Raw genomic sequence first — 22,833 nt, 5'->3', positions numbered from 1 at the left:
CCGCTCATTTCTTTCCCATATCCGCAATAGTGGTTGCTGCCGCGCCTGCCTGCTCCCGCTCCTCTGCGCGGCTCTGTTCAATAATACGCGCCAATTCACGCAAGACAGTATCAATACCCTCACGGCTCACAGCCGAGATCAATAACGGTTCCTGACCACAGGCCTTTTTCAATGCCTGCGCCTTTTCCTTGCGGGCATCGGGATCAAGAATATCGACCTGTGACAGGGCAACAATTTCCAGCTTGTCATTCAAACCATGGCCATAGGCCTCAAGTTCACCGCGAATAATCTGATAAGCTTTTGCAACATCTTCCTCCTGCGCAGAAATCAGATGCAAAAGCACACGGGTGCGCTCCACATGGCCAAGAAAGCGGTCGCCAAGCCCCACCCCCTCGCTTGCGCCTTCAATCAGCCCCGGAATATCCGCAATCACAAATTCGCGCGCATCAATCCGCGCAACACCAAGATTGGGGTGCAGCGTTGTAAAAGGATAATCGGCAATTTTCGGCTTGGCCGCGGTAACACTGGCAAGGAAAGTTGATTTTCCGGCATTTGGCAAACCAACCAGACCGGCATCAGCAATCAGTTTTAACCGCAGCCACAATGTGCGTTCAATCCCTTCCTGCCCCGGATTGGCACGGCGCGGCGCCTGATTGGTTGAGGTTTTGAAATGCAAATTACCAAAACCACCATTACCGCCCTTTGCAAGACGATAACGCTGCCCGACCTCGGTGAGATCACAGATCAGGGTTTCATTATCCTCTTCAAAAATCTGCGTGCCCACCGGTACTTTTAAAATAACATCAGCCCCCTTGCCGCCGGTCATATTGCGCCCCATGCCATGCATACCGGTTTTGGCACGAAAATGCTGCTGGTAGCGATAATCGATCAACGTATTCAGGCCATCCACAACCTCAGCCCACACATCGCCGCCGCGCCCGCCATCACCACCATCAGGGCCGCCAAATTCCAGAAATTTCTCGCGGCGGAACGAAACCGCACCGGCACCGCCATTACCGGAACGGATATAAATTTTTGCCTGGTCGAGAAATTTCATGTGCTTGCCTTTTCCGGTATCACCGGTTTGCGGATATTCCGCTTTAAAAAATGAGAATGACAGATAAGCTATCCGGCAAAGCCAATACAGGAAAAACCCCAACTTGAAAACTGCCGGACAATGAGGCCGGAGATTGAATGAAAAGCCGCATACAGCTTTTCATTCATATCTGACGCAATATCCATATATGCCCGGTATTATATGCCCGGCATAATCCTTATTATCAATTACTGGCCTGCGCCGCGCAATTCCAGCCATTGCTGGCGGGTCATCACATAGCATTCCACCGGCACATCTCCGTCCACACCTGAAACCCCGATAGCTGAACCGGTATGCCTGAAGCCGCATTTTTCAATCACCCGCCTTGAGGCCTCATTACGGCTCTGCGCACTGATATGAATCTGCTCCAGGGATAATTCACGAAATGCCAAATCAATCAAGGCCGTGGTTGCTTCCGTGGCATAGCCCTTGCCCCAATAAGGCTCACCCAACCAATAACCGATCTCATAACCCGGCCCGTATTTATGATCATGCAAGCTGATGCAGCCGATAAATTCACCACTATCGGCAAGCGTAATGGCATAAACCAGTAAACCGGCTGCACCCGATGCGGCAAGTGCCATAAATTCAACCGCATTCTCGCGGGAATAAGGATGTGGCAGACGCGCAAGCATCCGCGCAATCTTAATATTCTGCGCCAGTTGTGTGAGCGCATCAATATCCTCTTCATGGGGCGGGCGCAACACAAGCCGCTCGGTAATCTGCACAGGAGACCCGCGCAAGCTCACCGGAGCACCATAACTTCCGGTTAGTCCCGCACCTTTCAGATCAACCGGCGACAAGCCAATATTCGGCCTGTCTGATAAAGATACCTGAATGTGTAAATCTGTTCCGCTCTGGAATTTTGTCATTGTGATCTCAGACCGTCCGGTCTTCCTCCGGGTAAATAAAAAGGGGAGACAGTTTCCCGTCTCCCCTTCAATATTTTACGCCGGACAATCTGGCTTTTATATATCGGGTTCAACGAGAACACCGGTATATAAAAGGAGCACCGGTTACTCCGCAGCGTCGAGCATCGGGTTTACAGATACAAAGGTTCGGCCATTGGCTTTGGTCTTGAAAGACACAATACCATCAGCCTTTGCAAACAGGGTGTGGTCTTTACCCATGCCTACATTTGCACCCGGATGCCACTGGGTACCGCGCTGACGAACAATAATGTTGCCTGCGATAACAGCTTCACTACCGAATTTTTTAACGCCGAGACGTTTCGACTCCGAATCGCGACCGTTACGCGATGAACCGCCAGCTTTTTTATGTGCCATCGGTATTCTCCTTTAATTCGTTATTTACTCAGCAGCTTCAGCTTTCGGCGCAGCCTTTTTCGGCGCAGCCTTGGCTTTCTTTGCGGATGGCTTTGCACCACCTGTGAGAATTTCAGAAATACGGACAGTTGTCAGTTCCTGACGATGACCGCGGGTACGCTTGGAGTTCTGACGGCGACGCTTCTTGAAGGCAACAACCTTTTTCGCACGGCCCTGTTCAACCACTTCAGCAGTTACAACAGCACCTTCAACGCGTGGCGCACCGATTGTGGCATTCTCACCTTCGCCAACAATCAGAACCTCTGCAAATTCCACAACATCACCGGCTTCGCCGGCAACCTTTTCAATTTTAATCACATCATTGGCGGCAACGCGATACTGCTTGCCACCTGTCTTGATGACTGCGAACATTTGTTTTCCTTCCGGTTGTTCGTTTCCGGCTCTCCCGTTTCATCGGGGGCCGTCTTCTTGTCAGTCGTGACAGTTATTATTTATCTTAGCAAAAACATCAGTTTAAGATTTGATAAACACACAATAAAAGCCAGAGTCAGGCTTCCCCTCTCCGGCAACAGGCTGCATATAGTGACAAAACTGCCGCCGCGTCAAGGTTTTTCAGGGATAAAAGCAGATAATCTGTCAAATAATCGCTGTCGCAAAGCGATTAGGACTTGTCTAAATTTGCCTTCCGCGTTATGAGCGCATCGCACATTCAGCAAATCGCATACATTTTATGCAGGTAAACGGCTTTTCAGACGACAAACAGCTGATATATGCCAATATTGCGCATAAATAATACCGCGGAGAGGTGGCTGAGTGGTTGAAAGTACCGCACTCGAAATGCGGCGTGGGGGTAACTCCACCGTGGGTTCGAATCCCACCCTCTCCGCCATTAACTTATAATGAAACTTGCTATGCCCGATGGCGCATCGGCGCAAAAGCCCAGTAAATGCGGGCTTTTGAGCGGTTCCATTCCTGACTGCGCCCAGCCAAAACACCCCGTTTTTCTCTGTTTTTTCCTCTCTTATGCCCTCTCTCCTGAAAAACCCGTATCAGGAAAAACGCAGTACGGCATTTTTAGTCAAGGAATCCAAGGCGTTCAATCCGTACCGTTTGTAACTGTCTATGGGTGGCATTAGTCGTGAATATCCGCAATCCAGTCATTTAAATCACAGTTGGTGTCTTGCCGAATTGTTAGGATTGGTTGGTACTCATAAGACTTCTTATCATATGGGATCGGTTCCTCATCGAGGCCGAAGAACTGCTTTAGCGATTTGCTCAATGATGATTTTTGGGTTCGCATTCTATTCCAGTCGTCATGCCTATACAGTGTCCTAAGGTTTTCTCGATTTAATGTTGGTCCCCACAGGGCAAAAGCCATCAACAGGTACCATCGATCTGAAGGCTTTTTCTCTCTTTGCGAAGCGACAAACATTCCCGGAATATGCAAGCGCTCATAATTAACGGCAGTTTCTGAGCCGCATTTAATCGATATAATATCACGTGTTAAGAAAGTGATGGTTATGTTTTCCCAAGTTGTTCCTGAGGGCAGGATAATCGTATGAGACTCACTTGGCTTGGCTGATTTTGGCAACACTTCATCAAGCCAACTCTGAACAACCGTCTGAGCATTTTCCTTTGCCTGCACAGCGCCAGCATCATCAACACTCAAAATATCATCAATCCCCAGCACTTTAGATTTATGCCTGTTCGATGCATCACTGCACGCTGCACTGATCAATCCGCTAAAAGATGCCAGAAGCAAAAACGGCGTCTGATTACTCATGCAGAGTTGATTCATCACCTTCTCGAGCTGGGAAGAGGTTTGCCCTAAAAAGCAATAGACTGTGAAATGATGCTCTGCCTGAGGGTTTAACGTACCTAACTTCCAGAGTGGTCCTTGCCCGGATATCTGCTCAAGCTGTTCTGTGAAAGCAATGGCCTCTGCAATCTTTTTTGCCAGCTGCTGATGATTCAGGCGATATATCGCAATGTCAGTTTTGGTTAAGGTGCGCCGGTCGCACTGTTTGATTTCTGATGTGCAGATGCCGACAATATCGCTGGGGCTGTGTTTTACCACATTCATATAGCAACCGGACCTGCCATTGCAGGGAATCGCCGTGGCTTCGTCTCGCGTGAGGGTTAGTAGCTCAGCCGGAAAGTTTTGCCATTCTGCTTGAACGCCTCTGCCGCCTGCGAGATCAGCTATTTTACGCCATGGCTGGGATAGAAGTGCTTTCATGGCTTGCCTTGTTAATTGCTGTATTCGCTTCTTCATGGTCCTTTTGCTCGTTCACGAAGCCGCGCTTGCGAAGCCATATTTCAATCAGGTGAGAATCTTCCTTACGGTCAAAATTGGCTACATTCGGTGTTCTGACCTTCACCGTTCGCGCACGTTTGGCATTTTCAAACTTCACGGCAAAGCTGGCTGATGCCAGTGTGCCGAACACTGGAAAGGTTTTGTTTCTGGCTTCAAAAGAGGCGAAAATATCATTCGAGCGCAGGGTTTGCTTATCATTAAACGGACCACGGAACTGCAATTGGATTTCCACCAACTTCACCTCTTCAAGGCCCGGCACATCAGCGCATGCAAGCGCATCGACCCCATTATCAATCAATGGCTGCAGCGTGTATTTTTCTGCACCCGGGAAATAATCGGCTTGACCAAAAAGATGCTGGCTGAATAAACCCAGATACATCATGCGTTCTTTTTTGGCCCCTGACTTATTGAATACGGCCAGCTCATTGTTAACCCGGTCGTAAATCAGCACATCGTGGAATTCAGGTCGGTAGAAAATGCTCTTGGATTTACCGGATTCCATCTTTCCTTCGCGCTTAAACGGCATGCCGTGGCGAATGAGGAAATAGGTTTTATTTTCATCCTCAGCATCGACCGGTAAAATACGGCAACCAGTGCCACGCTTGTTTTGCGTGAACCAGCGATCCATATCCTGCTCCAGCCCACGCACTACCTCAGGCTTGGGCAAATCAAATGTTTCCGGGGATTTTTTCTCCGACTGGAAATACATGAAGGACTTTGGCTTCATCACCATCACTTCGGCATGCGGGCGCTTTAACAGTTCCGGGTCATGTAGCCACAAGGCAAGCGCAAGGTCAGCAGTGGAAGGCTCTTCACCTACTTCAATGTTATTGGCCTCAGCCTGAGAATGCAGTTCTTCGTAATGCTCATTATCAGACATTTCCTGAATGAAAAACAGCGCTTCCACAAACTCGATATTCATCGATTCCGTAGGGTTCATTAGCACTTCGCAGAGTTTTTCGAAGTCCAGCTCATTATCTTCATTCAGGTCAAAGCTGAAGCCACGCTCTACGAGGTAGTCCTCATATGTTTTGAGAAACTGGATCAGGTTATCCTGCTGGATATTTTTCAGCACATCAGGCTGTGCAAATCTTCTAAGGTTGTATGTACTCATGCTGGAGGGCCTCCTGTTTTGTCATGACAGGGCTGGCCTTCGAGCATACATGCAAGACCTTCCCAATGATTTTTAATTCATCTCCCGCTCCTACGTGGATCGGTTGTAACCGGCTATTCTCAGGGCGCAGTTCAATACGATCCTCAGAAATAAACAGGCGTTTCACCGTGGCTTCATCGTCAATCATCGCCACGACAATGTCGTTATTTTCGGCAATCGGCTGCTGCCGGACTACGATGTAATCGCCCTCAAAAATATCCGCTTCAATCATGCTGTCGCCTTGCACCTCCAGTGCAAAGCAGTTCCCGCGCACGACATTCTGCGGCACCATCACATCGCCGGTTCTGTTTTCCGTTGCCAGAATGGGTGTACCGGCGGCCACTTTGCCAATAATCGGCACCGCTACCATGCGTGTGGATGTTGGCGTGATGCTTTTGATGATTTCGATGGAGCGGGCCTTGCGGGGAGCGCGGCGGATATAGCCTTTCTCCTCAAGGCGGCGTAGTGCCTCATGCACACTGGGCGGCTGGATGCATAAAGCGTCAGCGATTTCTTTGACCGTGGGCGACATCCCCATGGTCTGCTTCAGGCGTTCGGTTGCCTGCAGTAAATTCCGCTGCGCTTGCGTGAGCGTTTCCATCTAACCTCTTTGTTTTATCGTCAAATAAAACCCTAATATAAATTAGGTCCCGCATAATGCAACCCTAATGTTAATCGTTTGCAACCTGCAACCACGTCCGACAGATTGCAGGCCATTTCAGTAAGTAACCCCTTGAAAATGAATCAAGGAGTTACCCATGAACACCCTTCATCCTAGCCTGATGAAATCGGATGAGCGCCGCAGCGAAATCGCAGAGATTTTAGCGTCTGGCATGGTGCGGTTAAAACAAGCGCAAACCACTAAGAAACCTAGCAAAAAAGCTTCTAATTCACTGGACTTCAGGGTTTTTCCAAGCGTTCATGCCATGGACGAAAACCATAAAAACCAAGGAGAAACAGATGGATAAGATGGTCTTGGCGCGGGTTTCCAGCCTGCCCAAAATGAGCCTGCCGGAGATTAAAGACCTCTGGCAGGAGCTGTATCAGGAGCCTCCACCGCGCAGTACAAAACCCTTTCTGGTCAAAAAGCTCGCATATCGCCTGCAGGAGCTGGCCTATGGCATCAGCCCGGATATCGAGCACCGTATTGCACAAGCGGCGAAGGAGCATTTCAGCTCTGGTGGGGCATTACAAAAGAAGAAACTCAGCTACACCCGCCCGATGGTCGGCACACGGCTTATCCGGGAATATCGCGGTGTGGAATATCAGGTCTCAGTGTTGGAAGAAGGCTACGAATATCAAGGCTGCACTTATAGCAGCCTCTCCAAAATAGCGCGGCATATCACCGGTGCGGCATGGTCTGGCCCTGCCTTCTTTGGGCTAAAACAACCAAAAGGAGGTCGAAGTTGAGCGAGATAAAACGAAAAACCCGCTGCGCCATTTACACGCGCAAATCCACCGAGGAAGGCTTGGACATGGAGTTCAACAGCCTCGATGCTCAGCGTGAGGCATGTGAAGCCTACATCGCATCCCAGAAGCATGAGGGCTGGATGATGCTGGCCGATGCCTATGACGATGGCGGCTTCACCGGTGGCAATATGGACAGGCCAGCCCTCAAACGGCTGATTAGCGATATCAAAAACGGCCTGATTGATACGGTTGTCGTCTACAAGGTGGACCGGCTCTCACGCTCGCTGGCGGATTTTGCCAAACTGATTGAGCTGTTCGATGAACATAAAGTGTCTTTTGTGTCAGTGACGCAGCAATTTAACACCACCACCTCCATGGGGCGGCTGACGCTCAATATCCTGCTGTCCTTCGCACAGTTTGAGCGTGAGGTCATCGGTGAGCGCATACGCGATAAATTCGCGGCCTCCAAACGCAAAGGCATGTGGATGGGTGGCGTTACGCCCATGGGCTATGAGGTGCGCGACCGCCAGCTGCATATCAACAAGGAGGAAGCCAAGGCCGTAAAAGCCATTTTCGAGCATTTTGTCATGCTTCGCTCCGTCACGATGCTGGCGCGTGAGCTGCCTGCGATGGGAATTCTCAGCAAAAAACGTGTGGCCAAAAATGGCAGGGAGTTTGGCGGCACACCGCTGGATAAGGGTGCCATCTATAAAATCCTGAACAATCCGATTTACATCGGCAAGATTCGCCATAAGGAAAAAATCTACGATGGCAGACATGAGGCCATCATTTCCGATGACCTCTGGGAGCGAGCACACAACACGATGCAGCAAAGCCCCAGAGAGCGTGCGGTTTCCACCAAGCGCCGAACCAAGGCGGTGTTATGCGGCGTTTTGCGCTGCGGTGGGTGCAACAGCTCAATGACACCATGTCACACCAAAAAGAAAGGCGGCAAGCTCTACCGCTATTACGGCGCGGTGAATTACAAAAAAGGTGGTTGCCCGGATTGCCCCATCAAACAGGTGACGGCCAGCGAGATTGAAACGGTGGTACTGCACCAACTGCAATCCATCTTTGCCGCACCGGAAATGATTATCGAGACATGGAAGCAGGCATCCCGGCTGGATGAAACCATTACGGAAAGCGAAGTGCGAGCCGCGCTAATGGATGTCTTTCCCGTCTGGAATGAACTCTTCCCCAAGGAGCAGGAACGGTTGCTGCACCTCATGTTGGAGAAGGTCGTGCTCTATCCGGAATATGTGGATGTGCGCGTGCGTGCAGAGGGTCTCGACAGCCTAGTGCGTGAGTTAGACAGTCGAACAAAGCAAGTGGAAAAAGGGTATGCATACAACAGTTGTAGCGGTTCAGAATAATATCATCTCCATCAAGGTGCCGATAAAAATCAAGCGGTATGGTGGCAAAAAACTAATGGTCCTGCCCGAAGGCGCACAGGCGGCTGCTCCAATACGTAAACCCGATGAAACCATGGTCAAGGCGCTGGCTAAGGCTCATTTCTGGCAGGCGCAGATGGATAAAGGGCAGTTTTCCTCCATTGAGCAAATGGCCAAACGTAAGAATATCAACCCTTCTTACATTTCACGCATCCTGCGCCTCAATCTGCTGGCCCCGCAAATCAAACAGGCAATCTTGGACGGCACACAGCCTCGTGGCCTGAGCCTGCAAGATATGCAAACCCCATTCCCCGACCTATGGCATGAGCAGCTCACCCATTTTGGTTTTGATGCATAAACCGTAAACCATAACGTTACGCTTTATGGTTTGGAATTCATCTCGGTGAGTTTTCACTGAACCACCACAAAGTTTTTTCAAAAAAATTTCATCACCGCAAAGCCCCGCATGTCGGGGCTTTTTTCGTTTTTGCGCCCTGAGTAACGCACCAATTTTCAGGGTCTCCGGTGAGTTTTCGCCAGTCCCAGTTGACCCGCCCCCGTGGCGGCTAACCGCAACTGGAGACGAAAACCATGAGCAAAAACAAGTACCAAGGAATTGACCCTTATGTAGTTAACCAAGTCCGATACCACGCACGCAGCCTGATGCGCCACCCGGCCATTCACGGCGTTGAGGTGGAAGATCTCGAGCAGGAGATAATGCTCGATTATCTCTCACGCAGTCAGGCGTTCGATCCTGAAAAGGCCAAGTGGTCAACCTTCATCGACCGCATCCTCAATCATAAATGCGCCAGCATTATCGAAGCCGCCAAAGCACAAAAGCGCGGTTCCGGCATCCGTGAGTTCTCACTGGATGCGTGGCTTGAGGATGAGGACGGCGAAAATGATGCGCTGCCTGATCCCACCACGGAAAACATGACGGTGCGCGATCTGCGTATCGACCTTGAAGATGCCATCCAGCACATGCCGCCGCATCTGGTCCTGCTGCTGGTCGATCTACGCACGCTCACCATGAGCGAAATCTCCCGCAAAACCCGAACACCACGCGCCACGCTCTACGGAACGCTGGCCGAATTGCGTGCCGATCTCGGGTCGCGGGGCATTGATGAGTACCTGCACTGACCGCCTCCGACAGTTCGTGAACCTTCTCGGTAAGTAACTCCTTGAAGGCACGAAAACATGCCGGGTTCTCGCGGAAATACAAGACCTCAGGGAAATACCGCGACCGCTTTGCTCTTTGGGCGGCGTCAGGACCCGGCAGCTAGAGCCGACACGACCAAAGAGCATTTCACAAATCATCGAAATCAAGGAGATCGATATGTTTAAACCTACCTTACAGAAGCTGTTGAAGGACAGCTATTATGGCAAAAATCTTCCCGCCTATATCCGTATCCCTGCATTGGGCGCGGTTGAGGAAGAAATCACCAAGCCCATTACCGAAGCAACGCTGGATGATCTGGAGTTTGCGGCGCAGGCGCTTGATAAAGAAAATGATGCCTTAACCAGCCGCTTATACGCCATTCGCAATCTTTACCGCGATGCTCGGAAGAAAGGTGCGCTGGGTGCGGAAAACATCGTTGATGCGCTTTCCCGCAAAGGAGGTGCTCAATGACACTTCCTATCATCTCAGCCGATGAACGCCTGAAAGAAACCAAGGGCATCAAAGGGTGCATCTTTGGTAAGAGCGGCATTGGCAAAACCTCACTGCTATGGACACTGCCTGCGGAAAAGACGCTGTTCTTTGACCTTGAAGCCGGTGATCTGGCGATTGAGGGCTGGCAAGGCGACACCATCCGTCCACGCACATGGCAGGATTGCCGGGATATTGCCGCCTATATTGGTGGCCCGAACCCGGCACTGCGCGATGAGCAGCCCTATAGTCAGGCGCATTATGACGCAGTTTGCCAGAAATACGGCGACCGCGCCGCGCTTGATAAATACGACACCATCTTCATCGACAGTATCACCGTAGCCGGTCGCCTTTGCTTCAATTGGTGCAAGGGTCAGCCGCAAGCGTTTAGCGAAAAAACCGGCAAACCGGACACTCGCGGCGCATACGGCCTGCATGGTCAGGAGATGATCGGATGGCTCACCCATCTGCAGCATACGCGGGGTAAGAACATCTGGTTCGTCGGCATCTTGGACGAAAAGATCGACGATTTTAATCGCCGCTTCTTCCAGCCGCAAATTGAAGGCAGCAAAACCGCGCTCGAGCTTCCCGGCATTGTTGATCAGGTCATCACCATGGCCGAGATGGTCACGCCGGAGGGCAAATCCTTCCGCGCCTTTATCTGCCACACCCTCAATGCTCAGGGCTACCCGGCGAAAGATCGCTCTGGCCGCCTTGATGAGATGGAGGAGCCGCATCTTGGTCGGCTTTGCCAGAAGATCTCCGGCACCGCCAAGCCCGCCGAACAGCGGCTCACTTATGCCGTCCCTGAACCCACCCAACAATCTGAAAATAACACGCGCTCAAGCAGCGAAGCGGTAGCGCAATCAAATAATGGAGGCCAAGCATGAGCTGGAACGATTTTAACACTGCTGATGATCAAACAGGTTTTGACCCAATCCCCAAAGGCACACTGGTAAAAGTGCGCATGTCCATCAAACCCGGTGGGCATGATAACGCCCAGCAAGGTTGGACTGGCGGCTGGGCCACACAGAATAACACCACTGGCTCGGTTTACCTGAACTGTGAATTTGTGGTGCTGGATGGCAAATATGCCCGCCGCAAAATCTGGAGCCTGATTGGCCTTCATAGCCCCAAAGGGCCAGACTGGGCCAATATCGGTCGTGCTTTCATCAAGGGCATTCTTAATTCCGCTCGCGGCATTTCCAATAAAGATAACTCACCTGCCGCGCAGAATGCCCGCCGCATCAATGGTCTGGGTGATCTGGATGGCATCGAGTTTTTGGCTCGGGTGGATATGGAAAAGGATCAGCATGGCAATGACAAAAACGCCATCAAGATCGCCATCACCCCTGACCACAAGGAATACGCCTCCTTAATGGGTGCTGTTGCGTCCACATCTTCTGCCTCGGCACAGCCACAGAGCAGCTCCGCTAACCTGCCTTCATGGGCGCAATAATCGGAGGCGCTCATGCTGCTTAGACCAAGACAGAAAGAGCTGGTGGGTAAAACGGTCGATGCGTTGATTGCTCATGGCAATACGCTGGCCGTCGCGCCCACCGGTGCGGGTAAAACAATCATGCTTTCGGCGGTGATCGGGCGCATGATGGGCAAGCATCTGCAAAACGCCTGCGTGCTTGCTCACCGTGATGAATTAACCGCACAGAACGAAGGTAAGTTCAAACGGGTCAATCCCGGCATTTCCACGAGTATTTTCAATGCCAATGAGAAAAGCTGGGATGGCGCAGTAACGTTTGCCATGGTGCAGACCTTATCCCGCGAAAGCAATCTGGTGCAGATGCCGGTGCTGGATGCGCTGGTGATTGATGAAGCGCATCACGCCCGGGCTGACAGCTACATGCGGGTGATTGACCACGCACGCAGCCTCAACCCCTCGCTCAAATTACTGGGCATGACCGCCACCCCCAACCGGGGTGACAAAAAAGGTCTGCGCCCGGTGTTCTCCAATGTGGCTGATCAGATAACGGTCAAGGAACTGATTGCTTCCGGCCATCTCGTGCCGCCGCGCACCTTTGTGATGGATGTCGGGGTTCGTGATGAGCTGAGCCGTGTTCGCAAAACCGCGCTTGATTATGACATGGGTGCGGTGGCCGACATCATGAACACGCGCCCCATCAATGATGCGGTCGTGCGCCATTGGCAGGAACAGGCTGGAGATCGGCAAACGGTCGTGTTCTGCTCCACTGTTGAGCATGCGAGTGATGTGATGGCCAGCTTTCAAAGCGCTGGTGTTACTACCGCCATGATCTGGGGTGACATGCGCGAGGCAGACCGGGTTGATACGCTGGCGGCTTACGGTCGCGGTAAGATTCAGGTCATAGTGAATGTCGCGGTGCTCACCGAAGGCTGGGATCACCCGCCAACCTCCTGCATCGTATTGCTGCGGCCCAGCTCTTACAAATCCACCATGATCCAGATGATCGGGCGAGGATTGCGTACTGTTGATCCGACAGAATTCCCCGGCATCGTCAAAAAAGACTGCGTTGTGCTGGATTTTGGCACTTCGACCATCATGCATGGCTCGCTGGAGCAGGAAGTGCAGCTGGATGACCAGTGTCAGGATGGCGATGCTCCTTACAAAGACTGTCCGGAATGTGCCGCAGAAGTTCCCATCGCGGTGAAAGAATGCCCGCTTTGCGGCTACATCTGGGAAAGCCAAGGCAGCCAGCAATCCGCGCCTACGGCTGATTTCCACATGACGGAAATCGATATTCTCAAGCGCTCCAGCTTCCTGTGGTGCGATCTGCGCGGTGACGATCATTATTTCATCGCGGCAGGGTTTGAGGCATGGGGCGGCGTCTTTTTCAAAGATGGCGAGTGGTATGCCGTGGGTGGCCGCAAGAATGAGCAGCCCAAGCTACTGGCAACCGGTGAGCGTGTAGTGTGTTTCGCCGCTGCCGATGACTGGCTCAACCTGTTTGAAACCGAAAGCGCCGCACATAAAACCCGCAGCTGGCTGCATCAGCCCGCTACAGAAAACCAACTGCGCTACCTGCCGCCTAAATACCGCAATGACTTCAGCCTGACCCGTTACAAGGCTTCGGCGCTGATGACGATGAAGTTCAACAATGCCGCCATCCAGCAGGCAATTGCATCCGGGAGGGTCGCCGCATGATTGACCCAACCGACTTTGAAAAATCCTGCATGGAAAAGGCATTGCGCCCGCTGGGTGAGATCGTTGCCGAGATAGGCCCGAACAAAGCCTTCGCTGATCTCAGCCGCGAACAGGCACTCACCCTCATTGAGGTGGTGGTTACGGCCTATATGGACGAGCTCTCCAAGGGCTCGGAGGAGATCCCGTTCTGATGCTGGATTTCAACCATAGACCCACATTCACTGAGCAGCTGAAGGAGAGGATTGACCATGCGCTGTGCGAGGCCAATGCCAAACAGCCTGCGCGGGATTATCTCGGTGCATCCCGGCTTGGCGTTAGCTGCAATCGCGCTTTGCAGTATGAATATCTGCATACACCGAAGGATGAGGATTTCTCAGGCCAAACGCTGCGCATCTTTGCTGCTGGTCATGTCTTTGAGGATTTAGCCATCCAATGGCTGCGTGCCGCCGGGTTTGAGTTATTCACCCATAAGCGCGACGGGCATCAGTTTGGCTTCTCGGTTGCCGGTGGTCGCATCCGTGGCCATGTCGACGGCATTATTAATAACGCGCCTGCAGAGCTGGGTCTGACATTCCCGATGCTGTGGGAGTGTAAATCGCTCAATGCCAAATCATGGAAAGATACGGTTAAGCGCGGTGTCGCTAAATCCAAACCGGTCTATGCCGCGCAGATCGCGATCTACCAAGCCTATATGGAAGGCTCGGTTCCGGGCATCTGCCAGAATCCTGCGCTGTTTACCGCCATCAATAAGGATACGGCAGAGCTGTATTTTGAGCTCATACCATTTGATGCCGCGCTGGCGCAAAAAGCCAGTGACCGCGCTGTGAATATTTTACGCGCTGCCGAGGCCGGGGAATTATTGCCACGCCATACGGCTGACCCTGAACATTTTGAGTGTCGCTTCTGCGCCTACCGCAACCGTTGCTGGGAGGGCGTATGACAAGCTGGACTGATTTTAACGATGCGCCTGCGCAAGGCTGGGAGTCTAAGCCGGAAACCATCCCCACCGATGAAGTGCGTCAAGCCTTATTGGATCGCCTCGATCAGGTGCTTGCCTATCTGCTGCCCGCTGGCCGTGTTAAGCGCGGCGTGTTTGAGGTGGGCGATATTCATGGAGTCAAGGGTGACAGCCTCAAGGTGGAGTTGAACAGCGGGAAAGCCGGTATGTGGCATGATTTTGCCACTGGTGAAGGTGGCGACATCTTCGAACTCTGGGCTGCCTGCAATGGCCTGAATACCAAATCGCAATTCCCGGAGGTGGTCAGCTCCGCGCAGGACTGGCTCGGCATGGCAAAAACTGCGCCGCAAACTGTGCGAACTTCTGCCAAACTACCAGCAGCGCCTGAGGATGAGCTCGGCCCGCACACGGCAAAATGGGATTATCTGGATGCCAATGGCAGGTTGCTCGCGTGCGTGTATCGCTATGACCCGCCGAGCGGTAAGGAGTTTCGTCCGTGGGATGTGATCGCCCGTAAATATAAAGCGCCGGAGCCACGCCCGCTCTATAACCAACCCGGATTAAAATTAACCAACCATGTGGTGCTGGTTGAGGGTGAAAAAGCTGCAGACGCGCTTATCGCCCAAGGCTTTGCCGCGACCACCGCTATGTTCGGCTCCAAGGCACCGCTTGAGAAAACCGACTGGTCGCCGTTGAAATCCAAGCATGTGCTGATCTGGCCTGATCATGATCAGGCTGGCCGTGATTACGCCGACAATCTGCGTTCCTTCTTACCACAGGCAGGCATTGCCTCACTGACCACGCTCACAATACCTGATGACAAACCGGAGGGCTGGGATGCCGCCGATGCGGTGGCAGAAGGTATGGATGTACGTGCCTTTATCAAGAAACAGCAAAACCAAACCGATCTCATCCAGCCAACGATCAGCGCCTACACGGTTGGTCATTTACTGGATGATACCAGCCCGATGCCCGAGGATTTGATCGCGCCGCGTGTGCTGACTCCCGGAGGCTTGCTGGTATTCGGCGGCGCTCCCAAGGTCGGCAAGAGTGATTTTCTCTTGGCGCTACTGGCTCACATGGCAGCGGGTGTATCGTTTCTTGGCATGACGCCACCGCGCCCGATGCGGATATTCTATCTGCAAGCGGAGATTGGCTACCATTACCTGCGCGAGCGTTTGCAGTCTTTGCGGTTTGACACAAATCTGCTGCCGCTGGTGCGCGAAAATCTGGTCATCACGCCCCAATGCAAAATGCTGCTCAATGCAGATGGTGTGACAGCTACGGCCAATACCATCGCTCAGCATTTCAGCGAGGCCATTGATATTATCGTGGTGGACCCACTGCGCAATGTGTTTGACGGTGGCGATAGCGATGCCGGTGAGAATGACAACGCTGCCATGCTGTTTTTCCTGCAGCAGCGGCTCGATGCTCTGCGTGATCGGGTGAATCCGGATGCGGGGCTTATCCTCGCCCACCATACCCGTAAGATTGAAAAGAAGAAGCTGGAGGAAGACCCGTTTCAGGCGCTCTCCGGTGCCAGCAGCCTGCGCGGATATTACACCACCGGGCTGATCATGTTCCAGCCGGACGAGCAGCAAAGCGTGCGTCAGATTATTTTTGAACTGCGCAACGGCCCCAAACTGCCAAGCAAACTGGTCGATAAGATTGATGATGCGTGGCGCGAACTGGAGCACCACTCCGAGCGTCTGGTCAATCAGGATTATGGTCAAAAGCTCGATGCCGAGCGGCGCAGAAAGCACGATGTGATCCTGCAGATCATCTACGAGCAGGCCCGCAAAGGCAATGTTTACACCATGAACCAGTTTTGTCAGGCGCTTGAAAATCACGCCGGACTGGGCGGTGAAACCTCCATTCGCAAACGCCTCGAGGTGCTCTCTACCAAGGGCTACATCAAGTTTTTCCGTGACGCGGAGGAATACGGCCTGCCCAAAGCCTCCCGCACCAAATACGGCTATATGTGTGTCGAGGGCATGCAGTTGGCTACCGGTGAGGATATAGTTGATCCGGAAACCGGCGAAGTCAGTTCCAAGCTACGGCAAGTCTATCCCAGCCATTATAAATGCAAGCTTTCTGCTGCGGCGCTACCGGTCGAGAATCCTCGGGTGTGGATATATGAGGAGGATCAGGCATGACCGAATTCCTCTTTTTCATCGCCCTTTATTACCCGATTGCCCGCGCAAAACTGCGCCAGTCCGTCACAAATCTGCGAACTGCGCAAAACTGGAAACAGGTCAAAACACCAGCAATAGCAACGCTTTGCGCGTTTTTTCCAGTCCGCACAAAAAATCTGCAAAACAAACTGCGCGGACTGCCAGAAAACCCAATGTTTTCAAAACTTTCAGAGCCTAATCCAGTTTCGGGTGAAACTCCCTCTCCCTACGGGAGAGTGTGTCCCTGCCGGGGACACATCTCCCCGGTCGAGGGTGATCCGCGCAGTCCGTTCCAACCATCAATCAATCCGGAGGTCACACATGAACAATCCTAATCCCATTATCCTGAGCCTCGATCTTGGCACCAAGACTGGCTGGGCGCTCTCGAATAAACATGGTCGCATCCTGAGCGGAACGGCGTATTTCCGTCCACGCCGATTTGAGGGTGGCGGCATGCGCTACCTTCGCTTTGAACGCTGGCTCAATGAAACCCGCAATATCGCTGGTGAGATTGAAGCGGTCTATTTCGAGGAAGTGCGTCGTCACCTCGGTGTCGATGCCGCGCACGCCTATGGCGGCTTCCTCGCATCACTCACTGCATGGTGTGAGGAATACCGCCTTCCTTACGAGGGCGTGCCGGTTGGCACGATCAAGAAATTCATCACCGGCAAAGGCAATGCGGGCAAGCAGGCTGTCATCCATGCAGTGAAATCGCTCGGCCATAACCCGGAAGATGACAACGAGGCCGATGCCATCGCGCTCCTTCATTACGCCATCCAGCAACACACTATCGGGAGGCCAGCATGAGCAACGCTACCAGACTATTACAACACGCGCTTACCATCGTGGAGGAACGTGGGCAGAGCTATGGCGATGCCGCCACATTATTCAACCAGATTGCGAAACGCTGGTCACTCACCTTGGGTGTGCAAGTCAGCGCCGAACAGGTGGTGCTGTGCATGCTGGATTTAAAACTGGCTCGCCTGAGCAATGATCCCACCCACACTGACAGCATGGTGGATGTCGCCGGTTATGCGGCGGTGCTTGCGGATGTCACCAAACAATCCGGAGGTGCGCATGGCAGATAAATGGACAGCAAAGGATGTGGCAGAGCATTTTGAGGAAGCGATTTATACGCTCAAGAAATTACCACCGGTGCGCGTGCAGGGTTATTTCAACCTTTGGCCGGACATGAAACACAGCCCCAATGAAATCATGCAGATGGAACCGATGCCGATGCGCCTTCGCGCCACACCGGATGCCATCACCCGGCTGGAGCAGACCTTTGACTGGATGCAATGGATTGAGGTGGAAGAACGCAAATTGATCTGGAAACGCGCCGCCAAAGTGCGCTGGAAAACCATTTGCTGGGAGCTGGGCTGTGACCGTTCCACCGCTTGGCGCAAATGGGTGATTGCCTGTACGAAAATCGCAGCGCGGTTAAATGGTTGAGGGATAGAGTAAAAAGTGTTGCAACACTTTAGTTCTCGACACTTGCAACATTTTTGAGCATAATCAACACCATAATCGCGAGAGGTGCGCACGCAGGCAGCCCCCCATATCGCGGTCGAGAGTTTCCCCATGGCATTCGATATTACCGTACAGCACGACCTCAAGAAATTGAGGCGCGGATTAAACGCGCTTGAAACCAAGGTTGCGCCACAGGCCACTATCCGCACGCTAAACCGTGTTGCTGAGAGCGCCAAGGTGGCCTCGAGCAGGCACATCGCCCCGCAGATGAACAGCAGACAGGCCGCTGTGAAGCGCCGCATTGAAACCCGCAAAGCCACGTTCAAACAGCTTTGGGCCACATTGGTGGCGCGTGATCGTGCGCTGCAGCTGATCGAGTTTGTGGTGGGCAGCAAGAAGCCCACTCAACAACCCGGTGGTAAGCGTGGGCTGGTGCGTGCCAAGGTCTATGGCAAGACACGCACGCTAACCGATGCCTTCATCGCGCCGCACAAACGTGGCTCGAGTAAGACCACCGTATATGTGCGTAAAAGTGGCAAACGTCTGCCGCTCAAGATGCTGTTTGGCCCGGGCATCATGCAGCTGTTCAGACAACGTGAGAACGATGCCATCATGCAGGCAAAGGTTCAGGAACGCTTTGAGCCTGAGTTTAGCCGCAATCTGGCCTTCTATCTGAATCGATACAAACAGCCCTGAACACCGCCGAATCACGCGGATTGAGCCACGGGTCCTCCCGGGGCGTCCCCTCACGGGTACGCCGAGGGCGCGGCTTTCCCCTAGGGCCAAAATGAAAAAATGCGTTTCGTTTCGCTGCGGCGAATATGAAAGCACCGGAAAACAAATACTTACAAACCCCAATAGCGAAATGAGATTATGAAAGTAGAACTGATCGACATCGGTCGGGTGATTCCCTATGCACGAAATCCGCGCCGCAACGAGCAAGCGATTGCCAAGGTAGCCGCCTCCATCAAGGAGTATGGCTTCCGACAGCCGATTGTGGTGGATGAAGAAATGGTCATCATCGCCGGTCACACCCGCTTACAAGCGGCGCAGCAACTTGGCTTGACGAAAGTGCCGGTACATACCGCGACCGGCTTAACCGCCACGCAGGTAAAAGCCTATCGCCTTGCAGATAATCGCACAGCGCAGGAAGCGGAATGGGATGATGAACTGCTCGGATTGGAACTGGGCGAGCTGGCCGAACAAGGCTTCGATCTTGATCTCACCGGGTTTGATGGTGATGAGCTGGAAAAACTGCTCGCTGAGATTGACGAAGGTGGTTTGACGGATGATGACGATGTGCCGGAGGCACCCGAAACCCCGGTTAGTAAGCCGGGCGATGTCTGGGTGCTGGGCAACCATCGTTTGATCTGCGGTGACAGTACCGATGCGGCTGTGCTTGATACGCTACTCGATGGTCAGCTGGTGGATATGGTGTTCACCGATCCACCCTACAATGTGAATTACGGCGATACAGCCAAGGATAAAATCCGCGCCAAAGGCGGTGCGAAGGCCGGTCGCAAGATTATGAATGATAATCTCGGTAACGAGTTTGAAGCATTCCTCACGGATGCCTGCGCCAACATGCTGCGCGTGACCAAAGGTGCGCTTTACATCTGCATGAGTTCCAGCGAGCTGGACACACTGCAAAGCGCGTTCCGCTCCTCTGGCGGCAAATGGTCGACCTTTATCATCTGGGCAAAAAACACCTTCACCCTTGGCCGCTCCGATTATCAGCGCCAGTATGAACCCATCCTCTATGGCTGGAAGGAAGGCAACGACCATTACTGGTGCGGTGCGCGTGACCAAGGCGATGTCTGGTTTTTCAATAAGCCGCAGAAGAATGATTTGCATCCCACCATGAAGCCGGTGGAGCTGGTGTGTCAGGCGGTCAAAAACTCCAGTAAGAGCAAGGATATTGTGCTCGATAGTTTCGGCGGTTCAGGCTCAACCCTGATTGCCTGCGAGAAGCTCGGGCGCTATGCGCGGCTGATTGAACTGGACCCGATTTATTGTGACGTCATCGTCAAACGCTGGGAAGAGTTCACCGGCAAAAGCGCAATGCTTGCCGGTGAAGAAAAGGATTTTGCAGCCGTAGCTGAGGAGCGTCAGTCTGCTGCCTGAGGCTCGATGATGCGATAGCTGCGGGTGCCATCCTCGGTAAAGCTGGGCTGGATATCCAACCCCTGCTTTTTACGCAGGTTGGAGAGATGGCCGCGCACTGAGTGCGGCTTCCACTCTGTGGCTTTAATCAGCTCTTGCAAGGTAGCTCCTTCCTCGCGTTTCAGCAGGTTGATGATAATCGCCTGCTTGGTTTCGCGCTTGGGTGCTTCAATCACCGCAGGTGCTTTGGGCTGAGACTTGGCTTTTGTTTTGGTTTTCTTGGTCATGGATAACTCCTTGGAGTGGTTAATGTTTTCCCCCTTAAGGACAATCCCATGAATGCTTGGAAACGGGTGCTTATCAAGTCAATTAGACAAGAAAATTCAATAATAAGAGAGCGTTAGATGACAACGTCCTATCCGGTTTCCACCATCGCCAAATTATTCGGCCTGACCGAGCGTCGTGTGCAGCAATTGGCGAAGGATGGCATCATCCCGAAACCGGAAAAGAACCAGTATGAGCTGGTCGGTAGCGTGCGTGCCTACATCAATTATTTGCAGCAACGCGCCTTCGGCAAAGGAGCTGCCCCGCGTGATACGCATCTGGAGCGTGCGCGGCTGATTAAGGCGCAAGCCGATATGGCCGAGATTGATCTGGCAGAAAAAACCGGTGCGCTGGTGACGGTGGATCGGCTGGAGGCTGACTGGATGGCTATGGTCAATGCCTGCCGTTCCAAGCTGCTCTCCATCCCCACGAAGGTTGCCTACCAGATTTCCAACCTCAAAGACCCGGAGGAAATCGAGAATTTTCTCAAACGCACCATCCATGAGGCATTAACCGAATTAGCCAGTTACGAGCATGATGAAAGCGAAGACCTACAGCCAGATGATCAGGACGGTGATATCGGCTTGGACGCCGCCACCGGAATTGACGGTGAGCCAGTGGGCCGATCAGCACAGGAGGCTTAGCCCGGAGGCAAGCAGTGAGCCTGGACGCTGGGTGACCGACCGCGCACCTTATCAGCGCGGTATGATGGATGCGGTGAATGAGCCGGGTGTGTCAGAGGTGGTCTATATGACTTCCTCGCAGATCGGCAAAACCGAGATTCTGAATAACATCCTCGGTTATTTCACGCATCAGGACCCGTCACCGATGCTGATGATTCAGCCCACGTTGGATATGGCCGAAACATGGAGCAAGGATCGCCTTGCGCCGATGATACGCGATACGGAAGTATTGACCGCGCTATTTAAGGACCCGAAATCCCGCGACAGCAATAACACGCTGCTGCATAAGAAATTCGCCGGTGGCCATATCACCATGGCGGGTGCTAACAGCCCGTCCTCACTGGCCAGTCGCCCGATACGGATTGTGCTGCTGGATGAGGAAGATCGCTATCCGTCCTCCGCAGGTGCGGAAGGCGATCCGGGTTCACTGGCGCAGAAACGCTCGACCACGTTCTGGAACCGGCTGTTGGTCACGGCCAGCACGCCCACCATCGAGGGCGAGAGCAAAATTGATGCGCGGTATCAACAAAGCGACATGCGCCGCTACTATGTGCCATGCCCGGATTGCGGCACCTATCAAACGCTCAGCTGGGCGCAGGTGAAATTCGACAAGGAACACCCCGAAAGCACGCGCTACGAGTGCGAGCATTGCAAGGTCAAGCTACAGGAAAGCGATAAAATATGGATGCTCTCTCACGGAGAATGGCGAGCCGAGGCACCGTTTAATGGTGTGGTCGGGTTTCATATCTCCGAGCTGTATAGCCCATGGGTTAAATGGTCAGACATGGTGGTCAGCTTTCTTAAAGCGAAGCGACTGCCGGAAACGCTCAAGGTTTGGGTTAATACCTCGCTGGGCGAGACATGGAAGGACAAGACGGAGGGTGTAGACCCGTCCGGCCTACTTAAACGCAAAGAAAACTGGGGACGCATCGCGCCCGAGGGCGTGATTGTGATTACCGCCGGTGTCGATGTGCAGGACGACCGGCTGGAAGCGGAAGTGATCGGTTGGGGCTTGGCACAGGAAAGCTGGTCGCTGCAATATCATGTGCTGCATGGTGACCCGGCGCAGAACAAGGTCTGGGAAGATCTGGACACTGTGCTGCACCAGACGATTCAGTCTGCAGATGGCCGCACCTTATCGGTGTCTGCCGCCTGTGTGGATTCCGGTGGGCATCAGACGCAGCGCGTTTATGAATATTGCAAAGCGCGTGAGCATGAGCGTGTGTTTGCCATCAAGGGTGCCAGCCAGATTGGCAAACCGCTGGTGAGCAAGTTCAGCAAAAACAACAAGCTACGCGTGAAGCTCTTCACCATTGGCACCGATACAGCCAAACAGATGCTTTATTCGCGGCTGAAAATCCATCAGCCCGGACCGGGATACTGCCACTTTCCGGCAGATTACCCGGAGGAGTATTTCAAGCAGCTCACCGCCGAGCGCATCCAGACCAAATTCGTCAACGGCCATCCCACCCGCGTATGGGTGATGCCCAAAGGCAGACGCAACGAGGCGCTGGACTGCCGGGTCTATGGCATGGCGGCATTGCACATTCTGAATCCGAACCTTGATGCGCTGGCACAAAGCCAAGAGCGCGAAAAGCTGACGCGGCAGGAAAAACAGAAAACCAAACAATCCCGCAGCTCCGAATGGATGGGCTACGAGGATTGGAATTTTAACTGAGGCAAG

The 22,833-nt window shown here is 52.9% G+C and carries 28 protein-coding genes and 1 tRNA gene; 21 read left to right on the top strand and 8 right to left on the bottom strand.

Annotated elements, in window-relative coordinates; translation table 11 throughout:
* Positions 1–4: 4 nt before the first annotated feature.
* From obgE to rplU, 4 genes are all read right to left on the bottom strand, one after another.
* Positions 5–1,057: a GTPase ObgE gene (gene obgE / locus ACSTTO_RS04200; RefSeq protein WP_439271894.1), complete on the bottom strand. Its 1,053-nt coding sequence runs from the start codon at positions 1,055–1,057 to the stop codon at positions 5–7.
* 227 nt (positions 1,058–1,284) lie between these two features.
* On the bottom strand, positions 1,285–1,968 hold the full coding sequence (locus ACSTTO_RS04195) for a GNAT family N-acetyltransferase (RefSeq protein WP_439271893.1): 684 nt from the start codon (positions 1,966–1,968) through the stop codon (positions 1,285–1,287).
* Positions 1,969–2,112: 144 nt separating this feature from the next.
* Complete coding sequence (gene rpmA, locus ACSTTO_RS04190) at positions 2,113–2,382, bottom strand: 50S ribosomal protein L27 (protein ID WP_439271892.1); 270 nt, start codon at positions 2,380–2,382, stop codon at positions 2,113–2,115.
* Between the two features lie 24 nt (positions 2,383–2,406).
* On the bottom strand, positions 2,407–2,793 hold the full coding sequence (rplU, locus tag ACSTTO_RS04185) for a 50S ribosomal protein L21 (protein ID WP_439271891.1): 387 nt from the start codon (positions 2,791–2,793) through the stop codon (positions 2,407–2,409).
* 388 nt (positions 2,794–3,181) lie between these two features.
* Here rplU and ACSTTO_RS04180 point away from each other — a divergent pair.
* Positions 3,182–3,271 (top strand) — tRNA-Ser (locus ACSTTO_RS04180).
* Positions 3,272–3,514: 243 nt separating this feature from the next.
* Here ACSTTO_RS04180 and ACSTTO_RS04175 read toward each other — a convergent pair.
* From ACSTTO_RS04175 to lexA, 3 genes are read right to left on the bottom strand one after another with little or no spacing between them, the layout of a single operon-like run.
* Positions 3,515–4,621 carry a hypothetical protein gene (locus ACSTTO_RS04175; protein ID WP_439271890.1) on the bottom strand — a complete coding sequence of 369 codons (1,107 nt, stop codon included), beginning with the start codon at positions 4,619–4,621 and terminating at the stop codon, positions 3,515–3,517.
* Positions 4,590–5,813 (bottom strand): hypothetical protein, encoded by a 1,224-nt coding sequence (locus tag ACSTTO_RS04170; RefSeq protein ID WP_439271889.1) that lies wholly within the window; start codon positions 5,811–5,813, stop codon positions 4,590–4,592. The genes ACSTTO_RS04175 and ACSTTO_RS04170 overlap by 32 nt, the downstream gene beginning before the upstream one ends.
* Positions 5,794–6,453: a transcriptional repressor LexA gene (gene lexA / locus ACSTTO_RS04165; RefSeq protein WP_439271888.1), complete on the bottom strand. Its 660-nt coding sequence runs from the start codon at positions 6,451–6,453 to the stop codon at positions 5,794–5,796. The genes ACSTTO_RS04170 and lexA overlap by 20 nt, the downstream gene beginning before the upstream one ends.
* Before the next feature lie 157 nt (positions 6,454–6,610).
* Between lexA and ACSTTO_RS04160 the strand changes: the two genes are divergently transcribed.
* From ACSTTO_RS04160 to ACSTTO_RS04075, 18 genes are all read left to right on the top strand, one after another.
* Positions 6,611–6,820, top strand: coding sequence for a hypothetical protein (locus tag ACSTTO_RS04160; protein WP_439271887.1), 210 nt, complete (start codon positions 6,611–6,613; stop codon positions 6,818–6,820).
* The gene (locus ACSTTO_RS04155) at positions 6,813–7,262 is read left to right on the top strand and encodes a DUF2924 domain-containing protein (protein ID WP_439271886.1); all 450 of its coding nucleotides are present in this window, start codon (positions 6,813–6,815) and stop codon (positions 7,260–7,262) included. The genes ACSTTO_RS04160 and ACSTTO_RS04155 overlap by 8 nt, the downstream gene beginning before the upstream one ends.
* Positions 7,259–8,635 (top strand): recombinase family protein, encoded by a 1,377-nt coding sequence (locus ACSTTO_RS04150; protein ID WP_439271885.1) that lies wholly within the window; start codon positions 7,259–7,261, stop codon positions 8,633–8,635. The genes ACSTTO_RS04155 and ACSTTO_RS04150 overlap by 4 nt, the downstream gene beginning before the upstream one ends.
* Positions 8,604–9,011: a hypothetical protein gene (locus ACSTTO_RS04145; RefSeq protein ID WP_439271884.1), complete on the top strand. Its 408-nt coding sequence runs from the start codon at positions 8,604–8,606 to the stop codon at positions 9,009–9,011. Before ACSTTO_RS04150 ends, ACSTTO_RS04145 begins: the two co-directional genes overlap by 32 nt.
* Before the next feature lie 233 nt (positions 9,012–9,244).
* Positions 9,245–9,793, top strand: coding sequence for an RNA polymerase sigma factor (locus ACSTTO_RS04140; protein ID WP_439271883.1), 549 nt, complete (start codon positions 9,245–9,247; stop codon positions 9,791–9,793).
* 196 nt (positions 9,794–9,989) lie between these two features.
* The gene (locus tag ACSTTO_RS04135; protein ID WP_439271882.1) at positions 9,990–10,283 is read left to right on the top strand and encodes a hypothetical protein; all 294 of its coding nucleotides are present in this window, start codon (positions 9,990–9,992) and stop codon (positions 10,281–10,283) included.
* On the top strand, positions 10,280–11,191 hold the full coding sequence (locus ACSTTO_RS04130) for an ATP-binding protein (RefSeq protein WP_439271881.1): 912 nt from the start codon (positions 10,280–10,282) through the stop codon (positions 11,189–11,191). The genes ACSTTO_RS04135 and ACSTTO_RS04130 overlap by 4 nt, the downstream gene beginning before the upstream one ends.
* The gene (locus ACSTTO_RS04125; RefSeq protein ID WP_439271880.1) at positions 11,188–11,760 is read left to right on the top strand and encodes a hypothetical protein; all 573 of its coding nucleotides are present in this window, start codon (positions 11,188–11,190) and stop codon (positions 11,758–11,760) included. Before ACSTTO_RS04130 ends, ACSTTO_RS04125 begins: the two co-directional genes overlap by 4 nt.
* A gap of 12 nt (positions 11,761–11,772) precedes the next feature.
* Positions 11,773–13,437 carry a DEAD/DEAH box helicase gene (locus ACSTTO_RS04120; protein ID WP_439271879.1) on the top strand — a complete coding sequence of 555 codons (1,665 nt, stop codon included), beginning with the start codon at positions 11,773–11,775 and terminating at the stop codon, positions 13,435–13,437.
* Positions 13,434–13,628 carry a DUF6511 domain-containing protein gene (locus ACSTTO_RS04115; RefSeq protein ID WP_439271878.1) on the top strand — a complete coding sequence of 65 codons (195 nt, stop codon included), beginning with the start codon at positions 13,434–13,436 and terminating at the stop codon, positions 13,626–13,628. Before ACSTTO_RS04120 ends, ACSTTO_RS04115 begins: the two co-directional genes overlap by 4 nt.
* Positions 13,628–14,377 (top strand): PD-(D/E)XK nuclease family protein, encoded by a 750-nt coding sequence (locus ACSTTO_RS04110; protein ID WP_439271877.1) that lies wholly within the window; start codon positions 13,628–13,630, stop codon positions 14,375–14,377. The genes ACSTTO_RS04115 and ACSTTO_RS04110 overlap by 1 nt, the downstream gene beginning before the upstream one ends.
* Positions 14,374–16,551 carry an AAA family ATPase gene (locus ACSTTO_RS04105; protein ID WP_439271876.1) on the top strand — a complete coding sequence of 726 codons (2,178 nt, stop codon included), beginning with the start codon at positions 14,374–14,376 and terminating at the stop codon, positions 16,549–16,551. Before ACSTTO_RS04110 ends, ACSTTO_RS04105 begins: the two co-directional genes overlap by 4 nt.
* Positions 16,548–16,904 carry a hypothetical protein gene (locus ACSTTO_RS04100; RefSeq protein WP_439271875.1) on the top strand — a complete coding sequence of 119 codons (357 nt, stop codon included), beginning with the start codon at positions 16,548–16,550 and terminating at the stop codon, positions 16,902–16,904. Before ACSTTO_RS04105 ends, ACSTTO_RS04100 begins: the two co-directional genes overlap by 4 nt.
* Entirely contained in the window at positions 16,891–17,376 is a 486-nt protein-coding gene (locus ACSTTO_RS04095) for a crossover junction endodeoxyribonuclease RuvC (protein WP_439271874.1), read from the top strand. The genes ACSTTO_RS04100 and ACSTTO_RS04095 overlap by 14 nt, the downstream gene beginning before the upstream one ends.
* On the top strand, positions 17,373–17,657 hold the full coding sequence (locus ACSTTO_RS04090) for a DUF6378 domain-containing protein (protein WP_439271873.1): 285 nt from the start codon (positions 17,373–17,375) through the stop codon (positions 17,655–17,657). Before ACSTTO_RS04095 ends, ACSTTO_RS04090 begins: the two co-directional genes overlap by 4 nt.
* A complete protein-coding gene (locus ACSTTO_RS04085) occupies positions 17,647–18,021 on the top strand; it encodes a DUF6362 family protein (protein ID WP_439271872.1) in 375 nt (124 codons plus the stop codon). The genes ACSTTO_RS04090 and ACSTTO_RS04085 overlap by 11 nt, the downstream gene beginning before the upstream one ends.
* A gap of 129 nt (positions 18,022–18,150) precedes the next feature.
* Positions 18,151–18,735 (top strand): phage tail protein, encoded by a 585-nt coding sequence (locus ACSTTO_RS04080; protein WP_439271871.1) that lies wholly within the window; start codon positions 18,151–18,153, stop codon positions 18,733–18,735.
* A gap of 177 nt (positions 18,736–18,912) precedes the next feature.
* Positions 18,913–20,163: a DNA modification methylase gene (locus tag ACSTTO_RS04075; protein ID WP_439271870.1), complete on the top strand. Its 1,251-nt coding sequence runs from the start codon at positions 18,913–18,915 to the stop codon at positions 20,161–20,163.
* On the opposite strand, the gene ACSTTO_RS04070 is transcribed toward ACSTTO_RS04075, so the two are convergent.
* A complete protein-coding gene (locus ACSTTO_RS04070) occupies positions 20,148–20,429 on the bottom strand; it encodes a DUF3489 domain-containing protein (protein WP_439271869.1) in 282 nt (93 codons plus the stop codon). The genes ACSTTO_RS04075 and ACSTTO_RS04070 overlap by 16 nt on opposite strands.
* A 117-nt stretch (positions 20,430–20,546) precedes the next feature.
* On the opposite strand from ACSTTO_RS04070, the gene ACSTTO_RS04065 reads away from it, so the two are divergent.
* Both ACSTTO_RS04065 and ACSTTO_RS04060 read left to right on the top strand, forming a co-directional pair.
* Positions 20,547–21,110 (top strand): hypothetical protein, encoded by a 564-nt coding sequence (locus ACSTTO_RS04065; protein ID WP_439271868.1) that lies wholly within the window; start codon positions 20,547–20,549, stop codon positions 21,108–21,110.
* Positions 21,076–22,827, top strand: coding sequence for a phage terminase large subunit family protein (locus tag ACSTTO_RS04060; RefSeq protein WP_439271867.1), 1,752 nt, complete (start codon positions 21,076–21,078; stop codon positions 22,825–22,827). Before ACSTTO_RS04065 ends, ACSTTO_RS04060 begins: the two co-directional genes overlap by 35 nt.
* Positions 22,828–22,833: the final 6 nt, after the last annotated feature.

The sequence above is a fragment of the Pseudochrobactrum albidum genome, from assembly GCF_051851455.1.
GTDB lineage: Bacteria > Pseudomonadota > Alphaproteobacteria > Rhizobiales > Rhizobiaceae > Pseudochrobactrum.
This window is presented reverse-complemented; position numbering and strand designations above follow the sequence as displayed.

What these genes read in the sequence shown, in the direction of transcription:
- obgE (WP_439271894.1), bottom strand. Translation starts at nt 1,057, where the DNA reads ATGAAATTTCTCGACCAGGCAAAAATTTATATCCGTTCCGGTAATGGC.
- ACSTTO_RS04195 (WP_439271893.1), bottom strand. Translation starts at nt 1,968, where the DNA reads ATGACAAAATTCCAGAGCGGAACAGATTTACACATTCAGGTATCTTTA.
- rpmA (WP_439271892.1), bottom strand. Translation starts at nt 2,382, where the DNA reads ATGGCACATAAAAAAGCTGGCGGTTCATCGCGTAACGGTCGCGATTCG.
- rplU (WP_439271891.1), bottom strand. Translation starts at nt 2,793, where the DNA reads ATGTTCGCAGTCATCAAGACAGGTGGCAAGCAGTATCGCGTTGCCGCC.
- ACSTTO_RS04175 (WP_439271890.1), bottom strand. Translation starts at nt 4,621, where the DNA reads ATGAAAGCACTTCTATCCCAGCCATGGCGTAAAATAGCTGATCTCGCA.
- ACSTTO_RS04170 (WP_439271889.1), bottom strand. Translation starts at nt 5,813, where the DNA reads ATGAGTACATACAACCTTAGAAGATTTGCACAGCCTGATGTGCTGAAA.
- lexA (WP_439271888.1), bottom strand. Translation starts at nt 6,453, where the DNA reads ATGGAAACGCTCACGCAAGCGCAGCGGAATTTACTGCAGGCAACCGAA.
- ACSTTO_RS04160 (WP_439271887.1), top strand. Translation starts at nt 6,611, where the DNA reads ATGAACACCCTTCATCCTAGCCTGATGAAATCGGATGAGCGCCGCAGC.
- ACSTTO_RS04155 (WP_439271886.1), top strand. Translation starts at nt 6,813, where the DNA reads ATGGATAAGATGGTCTTGGCGCGGGTTTCCAGCCTGCCCAAAATGAGC.
- ACSTTO_RS04145 (WP_439271884.1), top strand. Translation starts at nt 8,604, where the DNA reads ATGCATACAACAGTTGTAGCGGTTCAGAATAATATCATCTCCATCAAG.
- ACSTTO_RS04140 (WP_439271883.1), top strand. Translation starts at nt 9,245, where the DNA reads ATGAGCAAAAACAAGTACCAAGGAATTGACCCTTATGTAGTTAACCAA.
- ACSTTO_RS04135 (WP_439271882.1), top strand. Translation starts at nt 9,990, where the DNA reads ATGTTTAAACCTACCTTACAGAAGCTGTTGAAGGACAGCTATTATGGC.
- ACSTTO_RS04130 (WP_439271881.1), top strand. Translation starts at nt 10,280, where the DNA reads ATGACACTTCCTATCATCTCAGCCGATGAACGCCTGAAAGAAACCAAG.
- ACSTTO_RS04125 (WP_439271880.1), top strand. Translation starts at nt 11,188, where the DNA reads ATGAGCTGGAACGATTTTAACACTGCTGATGATCAAACAGGTTTTGAC.
- ACSTTO_RS04120 (WP_439271879.1), top strand. Translation starts at nt 11,773, where the DNA reads ATGCTGCTTAGACCAAGACAGAAAGAGCTGGTGGGTAAAACGGTCGAT.
- ACSTTO_RS04115 (WP_439271878.1), top strand. Translation starts at nt 13,434, where the DNA reads ATGATTGACCCAACCGACTTTGAAAAATCCTGCATGGAAAAGGCATTG.
- ACSTTO_RS04110 (WP_439271877.1), top strand. Translation starts at nt 13,628, where the DNA reads ATGCTGGATTTCAACCATAGACCCACATTCACTGAGCAGCTGAAGGAG.
- ACSTTO_RS04105 (WP_439271876.1), top strand. Translation starts at nt 14,374, where the DNA reads ATGACAAGCTGGACTGATTTTAACGATGCGCCTGCGCAAGGCTGGGAG.
- ACSTTO_RS04100 (WP_439271875.1), top strand. Translation starts at nt 16,548, where the DNA reads ATGACCGAATTCCTCTTTTTCATCGCCCTTTATTACCCGATTGCCCGC.
- ACSTTO_RS04095 (WP_439271874.1), top strand. Translation starts at nt 16,891, where the DNA reads ATGAACAATCCTAATCCCATTATCCTGAGCCTCGATCTTGGCACCAAG.
- ACSTTO_RS04090 (WP_439271873.1), top strand. Translation starts at nt 17,373, where the DNA reads ATGAGCAACGCTACCAGACTATTACAACACGCGCTTACCATCGTGGAG.
- ACSTTO_RS04085 (WP_439271872.1), top strand. Translation starts at nt 17,647, where the DNA reads ATGGCAGATAAATGGACAGCAAAGGATGTGGCAGAGCATTTTGAGGAA.
- ACSTTO_RS04080 (WP_439271871.1), top strand. Translation starts at nt 18,151, where the DNA reads ATGGCATTCGATATTACCGTACAGCACGACCTCAAGAAATTGAGGCGC.
- ACSTTO_RS04075 (WP_439271870.1), top strand. Translation starts at nt 18,913, where the DNA reads ATGAAAGTAGAACTGATCGACATCGGTCGGGTGATTCCCTATGCACGA.
- ACSTTO_RS04070 (WP_439271869.1), bottom strand. Translation starts at nt 20,429, where the DNA reads ATGACCAAGAAAACCAAAACAAAAGCCAAGTCTCAGCCCAAAGCACCT.
- ACSTTO_RS04065 (WP_439271868.1), top strand. Translation starts at nt 20,547, where the DNA reads ATGACAACGTCCTATCCGGTTTCCACCATCGCCAAATTATTCGGCCTG.